General features: G+C 53.2%; 21 protein-coding genes and 1 riboswitch. Of the genes, 14 read left to right on the forward strand and 7 right to left on the reverse strand.

Annotation, left to right across the window (positions count from 1 at the left end; translation table 11 throughout):
• The first annotated feature begins 489 nt into the window (after positions 1–489).
• Positions 490–675 (forward strand): hypothetical protein, encoded by a 186-nt coding sequence (locus ACX1DY_RS29600; RefSeq protein WP_019913808.1) that lies wholly within the window; start codon positions 490–492, stop codon positions 673–675.
• A gap of 150 nt (positions 676–825) precedes the next feature.
• Positions 826–981, forward strand: coding sequence for a hypothetical protein (locus tag ACX1DY_RS29605; RefSeq protein WP_458967703.1), 156 nt, complete (start codon positions 826–828; stop codon positions 979–981).
• Between the two features lie 18 nt (positions 982–999).
• Here the strand turns inward: ACX1DY_RS29605 and ACX1DY_RS29610 are convergent, their stop codons facing one another.
• The 4 genes from ACX1DY_RS29610 to ytxJ all read right to left on the reverse strand — a co-directional run bounded on the left by ACX1DY_RS29610 (position 1000) and on the right by ytxJ (position 3151).
• Positions 1000–1452, reverse strand: a complete 453-nt coding sequence (locus tag ACX1DY_RS29610) for a hypothetical protein (protein WP_458967704.1) — start codon at positions 1450–1452, stop codon at positions 1000–1002.
• 29 nt (positions 1453–1481) lie between these two features.
• Positions 1482–1991 (reverse strand): hypothetical protein, encoded by a 510-nt coding sequence (locus ACX1DY_RS29615; RefSeq protein ID WP_458967705.1) that lies wholly within the window; start codon positions 1989–1991, stop codon positions 1482–1484.
• A gap of 155 nt (positions 1992–2146) precedes the next feature.
• Positions 2147–2314, reverse strand: a riboswitch (cyclic di-AMP (ydaO/yuaA leader).
• A gap of 271 nt (positions 2315–2585) precedes the next feature.
• On the reverse strand, positions 2586–2828 hold the full coding sequence (locus ACX1DY_RS29620) for a glutaredoxin family protein (protein ID WP_458967706.1): 243 nt from the start codon (positions 2826–2828) through the stop codon (positions 2586–2588).
• Positions 2825–3151 (reverse strand): bacillithiol system redox-active protein YtxJ, encoded by a 327-nt coding sequence (gene ytxJ / locus ACX1DY_RS29625; RefSeq protein ID WP_458967707.1) that lies wholly within the window; start codon positions 3149–3151, stop codon positions 2825–2827. Before ytxJ ends, ACX1DY_RS29620 begins: the two co-directional genes overlap by 4 nt.
• 196 nt (positions 3152–3347) lie before the next feature.
• Here ytxJ and ACX1DY_RS29630 point away from each other — a divergent pair, with 196 nt between their 5' ends.
• Positions 3348–4070, forward strand: a complete 723-nt coding sequence (locus ACX1DY_RS29630; protein ID WP_458967708.1) for an SDR family oxidoreductase — start codon at positions 3348–3350, stop codon at positions 4068–4070.
• A 332-nt stretch (positions 4071–4402) separates the two neighbouring features.
• Positions 4403–4765: a winged helix-turn-helix transcriptional regulator gene (locus ACX1DY_RS29635; RefSeq protein ID WP_458967709.1), complete on the forward strand. Its 363-nt coding sequence runs from the start codon at positions 4403–4405 to the stop codon at positions 4763–4765.
• A 31-nt stretch (positions 4766–4796) separates the two neighbouring features.
• On the opposite strand, the gene ACX1DY_RS29640 is transcribed toward ACX1DY_RS29635, so the two are convergent.
• Complete coding sequence (locus tag ACX1DY_RS29640; RefSeq protein ID WP_458967710.1) at positions 4797–6236, reverse strand: hypothetical protein; 1440 nt, start codon at positions 6234–6236, stop codon at positions 4797–4799.
• A 254-nt stretch (positions 6237–6490) separates the two neighbouring features.
• On the opposite strand from ACX1DY_RS29640, the gene ACX1DY_RS29645 reads away from it, so the two are divergent.
• Together ACX1DY_RS29645 and ACX1DY_RS29650 are read left to right on the forward strand one after the other, a co-directional pair.
• On the forward strand, positions 6491–6853 hold the full coding sequence (locus ACX1DY_RS29645) for a MerR family transcriptional regulator (RefSeq protein ID WP_458967711.1): 363 nt from the start codon (positions 6491–6493) through the stop codon (positions 6851–6853).
• A 36-nt stretch (positions 6854–6889) separates the two neighbouring features.
• On the forward strand, positions 6890–7228 hold the full coding sequence (locus ACX1DY_RS29650; RefSeq protein ID WP_458967712.1) for a thioredoxin family protein: 339 nt from the start codon (positions 6890–6892) through the stop codon (positions 7226–7228).
• Between the two features lie 62 nt (positions 7229–7290).
• On the opposite strand, the gene ACX1DY_RS29655 is transcribed toward ACX1DY_RS29650, so the two are convergent.
• Entirely contained in the window at positions 7291–8199 is a 909-nt protein-coding gene (locus ACX1DY_RS29655) for a CHAD domain-containing protein (protein ID WP_458967713.1), read from the reverse strand.
• Between the two features lie 295 nt (positions 8200–8494).
• Between ACX1DY_RS29655 and ACX1DY_RS29660 the strand changes: the two genes are divergently transcribed.
• Positions 8495–9442, forward strand: a complete 948-nt coding sequence (locus tag ACX1DY_RS29660; RefSeq protein WP_458967714.1) for a lipoate--protein ligase family protein — start codon at positions 8495–8497, stop codon at positions 9440–9442.
• 783 nt (positions 9443–10225) lie between these two features.
• On the opposite strand, the gene ACX1DY_RS29665 is transcribed toward ACX1DY_RS29660, so the two are convergent.
• The gene (locus tag ACX1DY_RS29665; RefSeq protein WP_458967715.1) at positions 10226–11005 is read right to left on the reverse strand and encodes a carbon-nitrogen family hydrolase; all 780 of its coding nucleotides are present in this window, start codon (positions 11003–11005) and stop codon (positions 10226–10228) included.
• A gap of 173 nt (positions 11006–11178) precedes the next feature.
• On the opposite strand from ACX1DY_RS29665, the gene ACX1DY_RS29670 reads away from it, so the two are divergent.
• The 7 genes from ACX1DY_RS29670 to ACX1DY_RS29700 all read left to right on the forward strand — a co-directional run bounded on the left by ACX1DY_RS29670 (position 11179) and on the right by ACX1DY_RS29700 (position 16788).
• Positions 11179–11607 (forward strand): MarR family winged helix-turn-helix transcriptional regulator, encoded by a 429-nt coding sequence (locus tag ACX1DY_RS29670; RefSeq protein ID WP_458967716.1) that lies wholly within the window; start codon positions 11179–11181, stop codon positions 11605–11607.
• Positions 11608–11655: 48 nt separating this feature from the next.
• A complete protein-coding gene (locus tag ACX1DY_RS29675) occupies positions 11656–12291 on the forward strand; it encodes a nitroreductase family protein (protein WP_458967717.1) in 636 nt (211 codons plus the stop codon).
• A gap of 122 nt (positions 12292–12413) precedes the next feature.
• Positions 12414–12710 (forward strand): putative quinol monooxygenase, encoded by a 297-nt coding sequence (locus tag ACX1DY_RS29680; RefSeq protein ID WP_458967718.1) that lies wholly within the window; start codon positions 12414–12416, stop codon positions 12708–12710.
• A gap of 28 nt (positions 12711–12738) precedes the next feature.
• Positions 12739–13914 (forward strand): aminotransferase class I/II-fold pyridoxal phosphate-dependent enzyme, encoded by a 1176-nt coding sequence (locus ACX1DY_RS29685; protein WP_458967719.1) that lies wholly within the window; start codon positions 12739–12741, stop codon positions 13912–13914.
• Positions 13915–14112: 198 nt separating this feature from the next.
• A complete protein-coding gene (locus ACX1DY_RS29690) occupies positions 14113–14487 on the forward strand; it encodes a hypothetical protein (RefSeq protein WP_458967720.1) in 375 nt (124 codons plus the stop codon).
• 92 nt (positions 14488–14579) lie between these two features.
• Positions 14580–14906 (forward strand): ArsR/SmtB family transcription factor, encoded by a 327-nt coding sequence (locus ACX1DY_RS29695; protein WP_458967721.1) that lies wholly within the window; start codon positions 14580–14582, stop codon positions 14904–14906.
• Positions 14907–15012: 106 nt separating this feature from the next.
• The gene (locus ACX1DY_RS29700) at positions 15013–16788 is read left to right on the forward strand and encodes a SulP family inorganic anion transporter (RefSeq protein ID WP_458967722.1); all 1776 of its coding nucleotides are present in this window, start codon (positions 15013–15015) and stop codon (positions 16786–16788) included.
• Positions 16789–16806: the final 18 nt, after the last annotated feature.

A 16806-nucleotide genomic window follows, 5' to 3' on the forward strand; every position in this document is an offset into this window, starting at 1 on the left:
GTTTTGATTATATCAGATCAAACCATGTAGGACAATTAAGCTGTCCAAAGACAGCCCTTGTCCTAAGCCGATTCATCCCATGCCTGAAGACGTTGGGCTTTCTCGGCTATATACTGTAATGAAGCCGGGCGTAACCGGCTTTTCAGAAGAAGAATTGAGTCAACAAGAAATCAAAACGTTTGAAGCTTATCTATTCCATGCAATTAGGAATGAAAACGGAAAGATAGTTTATAAGGAACCGCCAATAAACTATAAAACGTTCTACACCTATCAAATAAGAACAGGAGAAATGGACTTTTACATACTATTTATCCTTAAGAACATCCGAACAAAAAATGATTAAATACTGGAATCCAAAAACAATCGGTGAAGTTATATTTAACTGTTGGGACTGAGTGGTCCCGGTTATGGATTAATTCTACCTCTGCGGCTCGTCTGGTGAAATATTCTTTTATGGTGTACCTTAATAGGTAAGGAGTGGTGCTGTACATGAAAAAAAGACAAACGCCTCTGCTCGTAGCGGCTTCGATCCTGCTGATTATTGTCAGCAGCCTGATCCGGCCGGAGGGCTCGACCTGGCTTGGCGCGCTGCAAACGTTATTGCTGGGTGTCGGATTATTGGGCTGCTGCATGGCCTTCTTGAGGTTTACTAAGGGCGGCAAGGGCAAGCGCTGAGACGAAATAGAGAGAGCTGCGGCATTCTGCCGCAGCTCTCTGCCTGCCGTTAAGGAAACTATGATTTTCGTCTGTTGATGTAACCTTGAAAAGATAAATGTGTGCCTTAACAACGGCAGAAATGCTGCTGTTGAAGTGCAGATGGCTGGTTTGTTCAGGAACAACGGCAGAAATACCGTTGTTAAGGCGCAGATGGCCGACTTGTTCAGAAACAACGGCAGAAATACCGTTGTTGAGGTGCAGATGGCTGGTTTGTTCAGAAACAACGGCAGAAATACCGTTGTTAAGGCACAGGTGGCTAATTAGTTCATATGCTTACGCTCCTCACCCGGCGGTCAAGCTGGATTTCGGCAGTAAGTTCTCCTGCGCCGCCATCTGTTCGCGCACCTGTCTGAGCTGTACCTTAAGGGCGGGCACACTCCGCTGAAGAATGGCGCTGATTTCAGGCAGGGGGAGCTTAAGACCGTAGCGGAGCGCCTGAACAAGCCGGTTTTCCCAAGACAGCATATTTGCATAGCAGGGCTTGTGGGTTTGTGCAAGCCGGGAGCATTGCTGGATGCATTCACGGTAAGCGTCATGGGAGAAGGCAAGCGGGTCTAAACGCTTTTGCAGGTAAGACTCATAGAGTGCTGCGAAGGTCTTCACCACAGCCTCCTCCGCCTCGGTTCCCTGCCCGAGCAGCAGGCTGCTGAGTGCATAGACGCTCCTGCTGTATTTCTGAACATACTTCGTGTATCCGGCTGCGACAGCCGGCTGATGCGATAAGGGGTCAGGCATAATCTCACGGTCCTCTCTGAATATGAAATCTATAATATCGAGTAATAAGCGATGGATTTGTCGATGAGCTCCGCCGTGTCCAGATCTGGCCAGCTCCGCTGGTGCAGCAGGCTTCCCGAAGGCTTATAATACATCCGCCCCGTACTTGAGCCGTTGCCTGCGGCAGCCGCATGAAGCCGCGAGTCTGTCTGGATATGGCCAGACAGCACTTTTCCCTGCAGCTTTGCTTTTAAATCGAGCAGGGCTGTCTGTACCATCTCCCGCTGTGTCTGTTCCCATTCCGGGCTCAGGCGGCGGACGATCTCGATGGCTTCATCCAGCCGGCAATGCCGGATGGTGCGCAGGAAGCTGCTCCATTTCATCAAGTCAAATTCCGTATCATCTGCGCATAATATGCCTTGGGCCAGGCTGCAACCTGCCTTGCAGGTAAGCCTCAGAATGCCGAAGCGGGAGTTCCCGGACGATTCCGGGCCGCAAAAGGCAGGCCAAGGAGCATTGAATACAAACACCTCAATACGTGACAGCCTGCGCTGCTCCATTTCAGCTTTCCTCCTCAAAATTCCCTAAGTCTTAAGCCATTGTATCCTCCAAATCAGCTTATGCGGGTACAACAAAAAACCGCAGCAGAGGAGGACCTCTGCTGCGGCTCCGGTACAGGCTTAAATAAGCCTGGCGCAAAAGCGTGGCGGATCAGGATCTCTCTCTTTACGCTTACGAGGTTAGCTGTCGGATTCGGACGGTGAGAGTCGCCCTACCCTGTGAGACCGCATCTGTGCAGTCCCCTTAGGATTCACCCCAAGTAGGCTTTTCGCCTGGTGGTTCCCCCGTTTCCTGCTTGGCAGGAATTCAGCGTTTATGTAACTTTTCATGAATTACTTTCAAAACGAATCATACTACTTCGGGCAGGTCTTTGTAAAAAAGGAAAAGGGAGGGCAGCGGCAAGCTTTCATTGAATTGCGGGGATTGGGTGTAATTAATTGGCTAAAAGCATATATGTTGACGTTTATCGGCCCGTTATCTCGCTCGCACGCTGTTTTTCATTTTTAGGGGAAAAGGAGCCGGGTGATGGGGGATTATGACAAAGAAAAAGGGTCCCCGGTTGCTGCCGGATTCCCTTTTGTATATCAGCACTTTTATTTCGCGGCGGCTTCGATCAGCACTTTAAGCTCGGGAAGGTTGAAGCCTTTGACAGCATGTTCTCCCGATACAGTAACAGGAACGCCCATGAACCCAAGCTCCTCTACTTCCTCCTGATAAGCTGTGCTCGTCATAACATCTCTAACCTCAAAAGGAACGCCCTGTTCCGTCAGCAGCTGCTTCACCTGGTTGCAATCACTGCAGTTCGCAGTGGAGTACACGATAACGGATTCGCTCATTGGTTCACAGCTTCCTTGATGGCATCGCGGGTGATTTTCCAGTGGGAGGTATTCCAGCGGACTTCGCTGTCTTCCAGCAGAAAAATTTGCGGAGATTCATGCTTGATGCCGAAATCCTCGGCAATCTGGTTCGAGACCGGACGGTCCTCAATCACATGAACCACGGCTGCCGGAGTGCCGGAGTCCTGGACGTAGGCTTGAAATTCCTCATTTGCTTTGGCGCTGATCGGGCAGGTAGTGCTATGTTTGAAGAGCAGCTTCTTGCCGGGCTGTTCCACGTATTGATGCAGTTCATCCAGGGTATGGATTTGTTGAATGGACACCTTGAATCACCTTCCTGAGTATGATATCCCTGATTGTAACATAGTTCAAAATTAAATCAAAAGGGAGATTAAGCAGTCTTGTCCGGGAAAATACAGTCCTGTACAGGACATTGTAAAAATATAGGCGCCATGCTAAGGTGAAGGGAATGCGGGCAGTGCTTGTTACTTATACCTCAGGAGAGGGAGTGTCCATCTCATGATTAGAATTGCATGTGTTACCGGTGCTGACCGTGGACTCGGATTCTTCCTTGTACGCTGGCTCCTTGAGAATAAATATACGGTTTTTGCCGGTAAATATATGGCGGAGCCCGGAGAGCTTGCGGCGCTGAAAGAACAATACCCGGAGCGCTTGAAGCTGATCCCGCTTGATATCGGCAGCAGCGAAAGTGTGAAAAGCGCGGCACGCAGCATTGCCGGCAGCACCGGGCATGTGGATCTGATTATCAACAATGCCGGTATTATTCAAAGCGCGGATGATGCCACGATACTCGTTGATATGGATGACGCCTCAATGGCCCATTTATATAATGTAAATACGCTCGGCGCTTTACGGGTCAGCAACGCCCTAATGGGCCTGCTGCTGCAGGGCAAGCAAAAACTGATTGTGAATATATCCTCCGAAGCCGGCAGCATCAGCCGTAATCGGAGGATTAATATGTACGGATATTGCATGTCCAAAGCAGCGCTCAATATGCAATCCTCCCTCATGCACAACCATCTGCGGGTGATGGGCGGCCAAGTCATGGTTTTTCATCCCGGCTGGCTGCAGACTTATATGAGCGGCGAGAAGGATGAGGGAGCCCCGATACCCCCGGAAGAGTCCGCCCGCAAAATTATGAATATTGTGCAGGAGCACAAGAAATACATAGGCGAGGAGCCGGCTTATCTCGATCTTGATGGAAATCCTTGGCCCTGGTAGCCTATTTTCCTCTGAAAAGAACTTAAAAAATCCAACCGCAGCTTAAGGCTTCGGTTGGATTTTTTGGTGCGCTATGCGTGGCGATCGGCGTGAAGTCCCAGCAGGAGACACTTCCGAAACCTCGCCTCGTTCCGAGCACGCTGTGATCAGGATCAGCAAAGCTAAAGTAAGCGGCAGCACGGTCATTCATTTAAAAGTCAACATATCTGGTTAGTTCACTCCCTATAAGCAGCGGTTTTCACTCTTGAATATGCAAGGCTCGATTTGATATAATCCATAGTAAATACAGTTAATTACTCGACATTATAGTCAAAAAAAGAGGTGGCAAAGAAATGATCAGATACCGCAATCATGATTTCATGTGTACTTCCGAAATCACGCTGGGATTGATCAGCGGCAAATGGAAGCCCTTAATTCTGGGCCATTTATCGCAACAAACCTACCGATTCAATGAACTACTGCGATTGATGCCCGGAGCCACGCAAAAAATGCTAACGATACAGCTAAGAGATCTGGAAAACGCCGGATTAATCACCCGAAAAGTATATGCCGTCGTTCCGCCAAAGGTAGAATACTCGCTTACCGATATGGGAAAAAAGCTTATGGCCATCTTAGTCCAGCTCTGCGACTTTGGCGCCGATTATATATGGGCATTTCCGGAAGAGGATCAGACGGCCGCAGAGCAGCGCGCGTAACCTCCTCGACAGCCGGCCTCTTACCGTAAACTTAGGAAACTCCGCGATGAAGCAGAAATTTTGCGCCGAATTGTTTGCCCGCCCGAAGCGACGCCGCCACTTCATCCGCCCGGTCACTGTCGATGACAACGACGTTTTGCGGGAACAGTTTGCCAAGCAGCCCCAATAAGAGAGGTGTATTCCCTTCGGCCGAAACATAGTGTATGCCTTCCCGGCTGCTGTCCACCAGGCCGGGAAGGGCTAATATATCGGCGGCGGCGTACTCAAGCCACCCGGAACGGTTCTCCGTCCCAGCTGTGGATTCTGCGGTTGCGGGAATGGCGGCCTCGGGACGGTACATGTAGCGCTGCCCCCGCAAAGCCTGCCCGACATCCACACGATATTCGCAGCTTCCCTCAAAATCAGTCAGACGCAGCACCAACGAAGCACGGCCCGGCTCAATCACCCGGGGTACGATATCTGCGTCGCCGCTAAAGAGCTGGATTGCCGCGTTGGCATTGTCTGCCTCTTGCTTCTTTGGCGTAAGGGGGTCAAGCCGGCTGAGGGGCGCGGCACCGTAATCGGCCTGCTCGTAGTCAAATACGATAGCGGTTGTCTCGCCAGACTCCGAAGCTGACAGCAGCTGTGCGGGATGCCAGCGGAGCAGGTTTGGGGCTGCGGTTGCCGGCGATTTCCCGATCACCGCGGGTAGCACCGTTCCGAACTTGTATTGAAATCCGTAGCCAACCGGGTCAAGCTCAGGGCACAGCACCTTTTGAGCAAAACGCACGATCTCCTTGTGCGGAATTTGCTTGACGATCAGCTCGGTGAAGAAGCGGTCTCGCGCCGGCTCGATGAGACGCAGCCCGATGGCCTGACGCTCCTCCCTGATCTCCAGGGGAACCTCCTCCCAATTTTCAAACGGAATGAGCGCATCTCTGAGCAGCACGAGCTGATGCAAATACTCGTTGAATAACTGCATGACTTCCGGGCTGCCAGCCGGCCCCATTAAAATGCCTACCACCTCCGGCGTCCATAAATGCTGGTCACACCGGCTTCGATGAACGAGCTGGACCAAGCCGTTGTATCCGTACCGCTGTCGTCCCGGCTGCTTCGCATAAACCTCCCGTGCCCAGCCCGATATAGCTGTTCCGATTTGCTCTGCCTGGACCAGAAAACGGTTCTTCGTCTCCTCGCCCGCCGCCAGCGAAGCGAACGGCAGCACCGCTTCTCTCCCGGAAACCGCCAGGCTTGCTTGAAGATTCCTTAACAACGGCTCGGCTGCAGCGGCGCTTCCCAACCGGGCACAAACCGCTTCGAGCAGGATTCCGGCTTCGCTGACAATATCCTTGGCTCGGTATACACCCTCAGGAATACCCCATTTTACCAGATCCCGGATATTGCTGGAGCTCACAGCTACAGTATCATATGCGGGGTCTAACCGCGTGCCAAGACGCAGACTTCCTTCCCCCATTTGAATGCGATAATCCAACCAAACCTCCCCCTCTCACTATGTTTCGCTCAGTATAGAATCAATTCGAAGGCTTGAAAAGTACGCACCTTATGGTATGTAAGTTTCAATTCAGTAAGGTAGTTTCAATAAAGGAACCGGACCGCGTGTAGCGCTTCCCAGCCGTGTTCGCCCGGTCAAACCTGCGAACTGCGCAGAAAAGTGTTGACCCTTACACTGGTGTCAGGGTTTATACTAAGGGCAGACCATTTCTCATGAACCCCGGGGAGAATGCCATGAAGATAGGTGAGCTTGCAGCCAAGACGGGCGTCAGCGTCCGTTCTTTGCGATATTATGAGCGTCAGGGATTGATCGCCCCGCTCCGTCAGGCCAACGGATACCGCGAGTATTCGCCGCTGGCCGTGGAGACGGTGGAGACGATCAAGCTTTATTTGAATCTGGGCTTATCTACAGAGGAGATTGCCGGATTTTTGAATTGTGTGCTGAAGAATAAAGAGGCCTTCTGTGCAGAGGTGATGCCGCTGTACCGCAGCAAGCTGGAGGATATTGAGCGCCAGCTCGTACAGCTGAACCAGATCAAGCTGAATCTGCAGCAGCGGATCGCTTCTATACAGCAGGAGCAGAGCGAATCAGAATAAGCATAATGTGTACAGATACACTAGGAGGTAATCGTGATGGCGATAATAAATGCGGAGCATGCCGATACGCTGCGGACGAAGCTGCGCGAGGGAGGAACGGTGCTGGTTGATTACGGCGCGCCGTGGTGTCCGCCTTGCAGAACGCTGCTGCCTATTCTGGAGGAGCTGGACGAGGAGTATGGAAGGGATGTTACCATACTGAAAGTGAACTGTGACGAACTGCCGGAGCTTGCGGCCGAAGCCGGAGTGATGGGTATGCCTACTGTGGTCGTGTACAGCGGGGGCCAGCCGATGGAGAAGCTGGTTGGCTTGCGGCCGAAATCGGTCTATCAGGGTGTGCTGAACAGGCTGGCTGCTGCAGTACCGGGCAATTAAGAACTGAAAAAGGCAGGAGGGCGCATGCATATCGTGCGCCTCCTGCCTTTTAATATGGCATATTATGAGTGATGGGGCTGCTTCGGTTTCTCGCTGAAGGGAACAACCTCGTTGTGGTGCAGCGCTTCCAATACTTCGGCTCTGAGGCTGTCTGTGAATTCATCCCACACCCTTCTGCTAACACCCAGTTCATCGGGGGTAGCGGAGCTGAGCACCTCCAGCCATATCCGTCGATCATTAATGCCGCCTAGCTGTTCCTGAATGCCCTTGTAGATTTCTTCATCGGCATGGAACTTCTGGTTAAGCGCAAAGGCAGCGGCACTCGCGGTATAGCGGAGCTCCTTGGCGGCGATACGCAGCTCATGCAGCGCGTCGAAGGCGGCGGCGGATTCGGCCTCTGGACCCTTGAACAGGGCTTTGCAGGTCTTTTTCTTCTGCTCAAAGGCGACTTCCAGCTCGCGCATGACGACATTCGCATCTCTTTTGGCAGCAAGCTGCTCCAGCTCCCTGCTCAGAAAAGACTCCCATTGTCTGTTCAGACTTTTACCGGTAAGCTTCGGCAGCTTGTCTGCCAGCTTCCTGCGGTACGTCTTCCGCTCACCCTTCTGTTGCTCAATCACTGCCTTCAGCAGCTCAGCGGTTTCATTTGCGCCGGCTTCTTTCGCCTGCTTGCGTTTATCCTTGAAGGCTTCGATAAGCACATCCGCATCTCTGACCTTGCCGAGTCTTTTCTGGGCCTGCTTGAGTGTGCCGTACAGCTCATCTGTGACGGAGTGGCCGGGATCGAGAATGGACAGCAGCGTCAGCAGCTTGCGGCTGTTCACCCTGGCCTGATGGACATCCTCACTGTCAAAATCCCGCAGCACTTTCTTGCAGTAATCCTGATAGTCGGTGTACAGCCTGTTCAGCGCCTGCTCCCATTGTCTGGTCTTGCTGATTTGCCGTTCCTTCGCTAGTTGTAGGGTAGTCATGCGGCATCACTCCACTCTTGTAGGTTGTGTAAGCATGAGCTTCAGCGCAAAGCTTGTCGGAATGAATCATCTTCTTATATCCTAAGAATAACGGTATCCTGCTGCTATTTCAATTGCCTGATTCAGCGGCCGCTTCGCGGCCGGGCAGCGATCGGTTACAATGAGAGTATTGCCGGAATAATGGAATATTACAGGGTAACGGATACCCGGGCGTTAATTGGTATGACAGCATATGACCTTAATCGCCCGTATCCGGGAAAACCGGTAGTCAGTGGAGAAATTGGAGGTTTTATCTATGAGCAACGGACCAGCGGACAGCCGGGAGCAGGCAGGAGGGAGCAGCCTTCCTCCGGTTATGGCGCTTTTTGAACATTTGAATGAAACGGAAAACATGCAGGCTGCCGGGGACATAGCGGCAGTAGATGGGAACGGGGCGGTAGCGAATGCGGCAATTGCCGGAGATATGCTGCTTCCGTTCGCTTTTGAGGAGACGCTGTGCCGGGATATCGGAGCGGGTGCGGTTCCTCCGTCTGTGCATTTGTGGAGCCATCCCGGCGGCGTGGCGCTGGGCCTGAGGGACAGTAAGCTGCCCCGGGCAGCCGAGGCGATGGACAAGCTTGAACGGCAGGGCTTCCGCACGGCGGTCCGGCATTCCGGCGGCGCTGCGGTGCCGCTGGATGCCGGGGTCGTCAACGTGTCGCTGATTCTTCCGAAGCCTGCGGGCAAGCTGGACTTTCACGATGATTTCCGGCTGCTGGCTTCGCTTATCGCCGAAGCCGTCGCCGTAAGCCATCCGCAGGCAGCGGCGCAGATCAGAGCGGGAGAAGTCGCCGGCTCGTATTGCCCCGGCGACTTCGATCTCGCCATCGGCGGCCGCAAGTTCTGCGGCATCGCCCAGCGGCGGCAGAGCAACGCGTACTTTGTGCACGCGTTCGTGATCGTCTCCGGCTCCGGACGGGAGCGCGGAGAATTGATCCGCGGCTTCTACGAGATTGCCGCGGGCGGTGATGGTTCGCTGACGTATCCGCGCGTCAGCCCGGAGACTTTGGCCGCGCTCGAAGAGCTTGGCGGCCCGGCTTCGGCGGCGATGTTCGCCGAAGGATTCCGCCAGGCGCTGACCCGGCGCGGCGTCAGCCTCCAGCCCGCCGCCCTGCTGCAGCAGGCGGCGGGCTATGATCTCCAGTACGGCGATTCTCGCGTACTGGAGGCCGCGCGGGTGCTGCGGGAGCGGTACGCCCGCTAGCCTTCCCGGGGCGGTTGCGCCAGGCAACCGGCCCTGTCCGTCCAAGCCGGGTGAAACGGAGTAAGACAGGCAAGGCGAAAGGCGCCGCAATTCTGCTGTCTTCAGCAGGTGCGGAGCCTTTTTCTGTCTGGTGATTTCCTGCCGGTTGTGGGTAAGATGTGTATAAAGCTGGGGATAAGCTGTTTTTGGTCCCAATTTCCGCTGGGAGAATTTGATCTGCTTTGCAGAAGTGACTGAGGAGGTTATGATGCCCGGAGTGAAGTGGAAAAAGTGAGCTTAAATGTGCTACAAAGCGCTCAGCAGCGGCGTTAGTGGAAAAAGTAAACTTAAATGTGCTCAAAAGCGTTTCGCAGCGGCGTTAGTGGGAATTAGTAAGCTTAATTGAGGGGATTTCAACAGGAAATGCTGCGAATCCGCCGGATTAGGTGGACTTTTTCCCACAAGCGTTTGCTTTGAAGCGAGGGGGACAAAATTAAGTTGCCTTTTTCCACCTGGGTTAATCCCCGTTGTTTTGTCCCCACAGCCCAAGGTGGCCTGAGCACTCCAGTAATTTCCGAACTTAAAACGGCTGCAATGTCCAGTTAAGGACGGCGCAGCCGTTTTGTTCTTGTTATAGTTCCCACCCATTGTGGATAAATTGTGCATAAAGTTGGGGATAAGCTGCTTTGGTTGAACCATAGAAAGATGAATTTGTGACCTAACAGCAAAAATGCCGTTGTTGGGCACCCCTTGCCGTTGTTGACCCTCGCCCCGCCGCCTATGAAAGTACATCCTTTTCTACAGCTACCGGTACAGCTCCGGCCTCCGGTCAGCGAAGATGGGAATCTGCTGACGCACCTCCCGCACTTTGGACAGATGAATATCGCCGCTGACAATCTCCTCGCCTTCAGACGCTTCACAGACGATCTCGCCCCAAGGGTCAATAATCATCGAATGTCCGGCGAAGGTGTTCGCCGGGTCATCGCCTGCACGGTTGCAGGCCACGACATAACATTGATTTTCAATCGCCCGGCTGATCAGCAGCGCCCGCCAGTGGGACAAGCGCGGCAGCGGCCATTCCGCACTGATGAACAGAATCTCGGCACCGAGCGCAGTGTGGGCGCGGACCCATTCGGGAAAGCGGATATCGTAGCAGATCAATCCGGCGCATGAAGCCCCGTCCAGAGTGAAAAGCCCTTTGGCTGCTCCCGGCTGCAGATACAGATGCTCATCCATCAGCCGGAACAGATGCAGCTTGCTGTACTCTCCGGCGAGCTCTCCGCTGCGGTTGAAGATATACATGCTGTTGGTAATGCCGCTGTCTTGCCGGCTTGCAACGGAGCCGCCCACAATATGGATGCCTAGCTCGCGGGCCAGGCCGGACAGCTGAGCCTTCGCAGTGTTCCCCTCAGGATCGGCAATCTCCGTAAGCCGGGTTAGGTCATAGCCGGTTGTCCACAGCTCGGGAAGGATCACAACCTCCGCGCCGTCAGCCGCTGCCGCCCGAATGTGGCGTTCTGCCGAAGCATAATTCGCCTGGGGATTGCCGAATGCTATATTGAGCTGAATCAGGGATATTTTCATGAAGAAAGGCCTCCTCGTAGAAGAAAACTGTACTTTGATTGTATGGGGAAGCGGGCCTGCAAGCAAGAAAAACAGGTAACGCAGAAATAATAGTTGACGGGTCAATGATGTGGGTGTACACTGATGAATGTCAAAAAGATTTTGCACAATATATTTGCGTTAGGGGGTTAATTTTGACTGGACATCTGCCTGAGGAAGAACGTGTCTTTGAACTGCTGCAGGGGCTGAACAAAGCGGTCACGCCGAAATTTGAGCGCTGTGCCGGCATAAGTCCCACACGTCTACGTCTGCTCCATGAGCTGTTTCAGGTTGACGAGATCAGCCAGATTGCGCTGCAAAAGCAGGTTGACATCGACGCAGCAGCCGTCACCCGCCACCTCAAGAGTCTGGAGGATACCGGCATGATCTCCCGCCGCAACAATCCTGCCGACAACAGAGTTACTCTTGTCTCGCTGACCGGGCAGGGCCGGGAGAAAATACGGTCTTACCGGGAAGAGAAGAGCCGTTTCATCAGCAGCTTGCTAAGCGGCTTCGACGAACATGAGCGCATAACGCTCGCAGATATGCTTGCCCGCCTGCAGCACAATATCAATCTGCTGTAGCTATAAACTATAATCTATAATCCAACTATAAAGGAGCTTATTTTTACAATGAACACTACCAAAACCAATGATTTCACAAGTATTATCACAGGTCGCCGTTCCATCCGCAAATATGATACATCCGTCAAAATCAGCAAAGAGGAAATGACCGAGATTCTTACTGAAGCTACGCTGGCCCCTTCCTCGGTGAACATGCAGCCTTGGCGGTTCCTGGTGATTGAAAGTGCAGAAGGCAAAGCTAAGCTGGCGCCTATCGCTAAATTCAACCAACTGCAGGTAGAGACCTCCGCAGCGATGATTGCTGTGTTCGGGGATATGAACAACTTCGATAATGCCGAAGAAATTTACGGTACGGCTGTTAAGCGCGGACTGATGCCTGTTGAAGTAAAAGAAAGACAGCTCGCCGCCCTGACTGCTCATTTCTCGGTTCTGCCTGCTGATGTGAATAGAGAAACCATTATGATCGACGGAGGTCTTGTCTCCATGCAGCTGATGCTGGCCGCCCGCGCCCACGGCTACGATACCAACGCTATCGGCGGCTTCGAGAAAGACAAGATTGCTGAAGTTTTCGGCATGGATAAAGACCGTTATATCCCGGTAATGCTGATCTCCATCGGTAAAGCCGCAGAAGAAGGTTATGCTTCCGTCCGCCTGCCGATTGATGCCATTGCACAGTGGAAATAAGCGTTAAGCTACGTATACACTAGAAGTAACGCTAACAAAACTAGGCGTATGCTTCCGAAGCGAATTTTGCCGCAGTGAATTCTAGGAAGCCACGCTAACAAAACTTTTAGGAGGAACCGACCATGATTATTATTCATGCCTTAATGCAAGTCAATCCTGACCGTGAGGAGCAGTTTCTGGCCGAAGCCAAAACGCTGCTCGCCGCTACCCATAAGGAAGAAGGCAATCTTTCTTACGAGCTGTACAAGCATGCTGAACAGGAAAATGCCTATATCATGGTAGAAATCTGGCGCGATATGGAGGCCGTATCCAGCCACAATACAAGCGCTCATTTTACCGGCTTTGCTGGGAAAGCGGGCGAGTTCCTGACAGCTCCGCTGGACGTTAAGGTCTACAACGGTGAACTGCTCAGCAAATAATTTATGCCGGAGAGGGTGACTCCTGCCAGTGAACATTTTTGAGCCTTCCGCATTGCTCCAAGCGTTGCCCAAGCAGTTTTTTGCCGCGCTTGTCGGGAGAGCCGCCCTTGCCTCGGCAGCGGGTCATGATGTGATCAATCTCGGCCAGGGCAATCCCGATATGCCTACACCCGAGCACATAGTCCAGGCTCTGCAAGCGGCAGCGGTGAACCCACTGAATCACAAATACCCTCCGTTTCGCGGCCACAGCTATCTGAAGGAGGCTGTAGCCGCGTTCTACGAGCGGGAGTATGGCGTGGCACTGGAGCCGGAACGTGAAGTTGCCATTCTGTTCGGCGGCAAAACCGGACTGGTAGAAGTGGTGCAATGCCTCCTGAACCCCGGAGATACAGCGCTTGTGCCTGATCCCGGGTATCCCGATTACTGGTCGGGCATCGAGCTGGCCCGGGCGGTCATGGAAATGATGCCGCTGACTGCGGCGAACGGCTTCCTGCCCGACTACGGGAGCATAAGCCCTGAAGCTGCGGCAGCAGCCAAGCTGATGTTCCTGAATTATCCGAACAACCCGACCGGCGCAGTGGCAACGGAAGAGTTCTTCCGTAAGACGGTGCAGTTCGCGGAGGAGCACAACATTTGCGTGGTGCATGACTTCGCTTATGCCGCAATCGGCTATGAGGGCCAGCGGCCACTAAGCTATCTTCAGACACCGGGAGCGAAAGACACCGGGATTGAAATCTATACCTTATCCAAAACCTATAACATGGCCGGCTGGCGTGTAGCTTTTGCCGTAGGAAACCCAAGTGTGATCGAGAGCTTGAACCTGCTTCAGGATCACATGTATGTCAGCCTGTTCGGCGCGGTCCAGGAAGCGGCAGCGGCGGCACTGCTTGGTCCGCAGACCTGCGTTCAGGAGAATATAGCCCGCTATGAAGCGCGGCGGAATATCCTGATCGGCGGTTTGCGCGAGCTTGGCTGGAAGGTTGAAGCTCCGGGCGGGTCATTTTTCGCCTGGCTGCCGGTTCCCGAAGGTTACACTTCACAGAGCTTCGCCGATTTGCTGCTGGATGAGGCGCATGTGGTCGTCGCTCCCGGCATTGGCTTTGGAGCCTACGGCGAAGGTTATGTGCGGGTAGGACTGGTGAGCAGCGAAGAACGGCTGGCAGAAGCGGTGAAGCGGATCGCGGGTCTGAAGCTGTTTGCTTAAATTTAAGGCCATAAAGGTTTCAAGCCATAAATTATTATTATTTTCTCGCTGAATTGCACAGGGGAAGTTTCGAGAGCCGAAGGGCGCTTGGAGCTTCCCCTGTTTGCTCTGTGCCGCCGCCCGGAAGTATACTTGATCGCGTAACCGGACTGGTAGCGTGTATAATATGCAGTAAACTTAAGCAGATGGGGCAGAGCGATGAATATTGAGATTACTGGTATAGGTCGGAAAAAGGATGAAGTACTCTTTGGGGCGGACTTTGGCGAAGGCAGAGGGATCTGGTGCGGTGCTCCCGTGAAGCCGGGCGACAAGTGTGCGGCGGAATTCGAGCTTCCTGCATTGTTCATGCGCTGGGTGGATATTGTACCTGCAAGCGGAGGCGAGTATGGCATACGGACCGAGGGGAACGATGTTATCTTGACCGGTGTACTGGAGAACATTGAGGAAGACGGAACCGGCTACCTGCGGCTAGGTGAAGATTTGATTATGCTTGAATGCCTCGGTGAACCGATGGCGCTTGGCGGTTTTGTGGAGATCAGGGCGAAAGAAATCCTTGTGTATCCGGCGCTCTAGCCTGAAAAATTCTCCGGCGGCATAGCCACTCTTGACTAAATAGGCTAAGATAAACAATAAACAAGAAGTAAGCTATGAGGAGCAGAGGTTCAATGAACAGCGAAATTCAGCAATTCAAGACGGAATTTTTCAAGGCGCTGGCTCATCCGATGCGGATTCGTATTCTGGAGCTGCTGAGCGAAGGCGAGAAGAATGTGAACGAGCTGCAGGCCATTCTGGGGTCCGAAGGGTCTGCCGTCTCCCAGCAGCTTGCCGTGCTCCGCGCCAAAAATGTGGTAGCCAGTGTAAAAGAAGGCACTACGGTAATCTACTCGCTGCGTGATCCCCTGATCAAAGACCTGCTGGCGGTAGCCAAGCAAATATTCGACAACCACCTGGTGAACGCCATCTCCATTCTGGAAGGTATCCGCAGCGAATGACCCCGGGTCTCCCGGGGCAGATTACCCGTTGACAAGAGCGGTTTGCAGGAGTAATGTTGCTCTTATATTCAAATAATCAGATATTCAGAGAAAAGAAGGTTAAAGGATGATAGGGTGGGGCCGTTTTAAAGGCTACAATATTGCTGCGCTGCGCAAGGATCTTATTTCAGGGTTAATCGTCGGCGTTATTGCCATCCCGCTGGGGATGGCATTTGCTATTGCTTCCGGTGTAAAGCCGGAGTACGGAATTTATACAACCATAGTCGCAGGGATTCTGATTTCCTTGTTCGGCGGTTCAAAGTTTCAGATTGGCGGACCTACGGGTGCGTTTATTCCTATTTTGTTCGCCATTGGCATGCAGTACGGCTATGAGAACCTGCTGCTCGCCGGAATGATGGCCGGGGTAATTCTGGTTATTATGGGGCTGCTCCGGCTGGGTGTGCTGATCAAGTTCATCCCCAAGCCTGTGACCATCGGCTTTACGGCGGGGATAGCCGTCATTATTTTCACCGGGCAAATCGCGAACTTCCTCGGCCTGAAAGGTATAAAGCGGCATGAGAGTTTTGTGGATAATATGAAGGAAATTGGCCTGCACATCTCGACCATTAATTTGTACAGTGTTCTGACGGCTGTAATTTGTCTGGCTGTTCTTGTGCTTGGAATGCGTTTTGCACCGAGAGTACCGGGAGCACTGGTTGGGCTGCTCTGTGCAACAATTATTGCGGCGCTGTTCTTCAGCGGCAAGGTGACCACAATCGGTTCCGCCTACGGGGACATTCCGAACACGCTGCCGAGCTTCCACTTCCCGGTCATTAGCTGGGAGAGGATACAGCTGCTGATTCGTCCAGCCTTTGTTATCGCCATGCTGGGCGCGATTGAGTCGCTGCTGTCCGCTGTTGTTGCCGACGGAATGTCGGGCAGCCGCCATGACAGCAACCGCGAGCTGATCGGTCAGGGGGTTGCCAATATTGCCGCGCCGCTGTTCGGGGGGATTCCGGCTACCGGTGCGATTGCCAGAACCGCTACCAACATTAAGAGCGGAGCCGTATCTCCATTGTCGGGTGTGATTCACGGCGTTGTAGTCTTTCTGATTCTATTGTTGTTCGCCCCGTATGCATCGAGTATTCCGCTGGCGGCAATGGCGCCGATTCTGATGGTGGTTGCCTGGAATATGAGCGAACGCAAGGAATTTCTGCATCTGCTCAAGCTGAAGACCGGGGATTCCCTGGTGTTGTTCATTACTTTTCTGCTGACGGTTTTTGCTGATTTGACGCTGGCGGTAGAGGTTGGCCTTGTGCTGGCGGTGGTGCTGTTCGTCAAACGGATGGGCGAGGTTCATATGGTGTCCAAGGTGCTGCCTGATCCTTCTTCTGTAAAGGTGGAGGCGCATATGGTCACGGATAGCCATGATTGTCCGCAAATTGGCATATATAGTGTGGAGGGGCCGCTTTTCTTTGGGGCTGCTTACCGTTTCGATGATACGATGCCGGGCCTTGGACCGGACCAGCCGAAGGTGATTCTGCTGCGCATGGGTAAGGTGCCTTTCATTGATACTACCGGCGAAGCCAATCTGGCGGCACTGGTGAAGGAGCTGCATGGGGATGGCGGGAAATTGATGATTTCCGGCATTCAATCCCAGCCGCTGGAGCTGCTCAAGAAGACCGGGCTGTATGACCGGATCGGGGCGACGCAGTTCTATGCTCATACGGGAGAAGCGATCAATGATGCGCTGAAGCTGATCAACTACAATAAATGTCTGGGCTGCCGGCATGCGGCCTTCAGGGAATGCGCAGCGTTCTCCGGACTGGATGAAGCGGCTGGACGCAGCACGTTCAAAGGCCGCACGCCTGCAGTGGCCCGCAAACTGAGCGGAGAAGTATAGACACTGGAAGCTATGCGG

Source organism: Paenibacillus sp. BAC0078 (assembly GCF_054483875.1).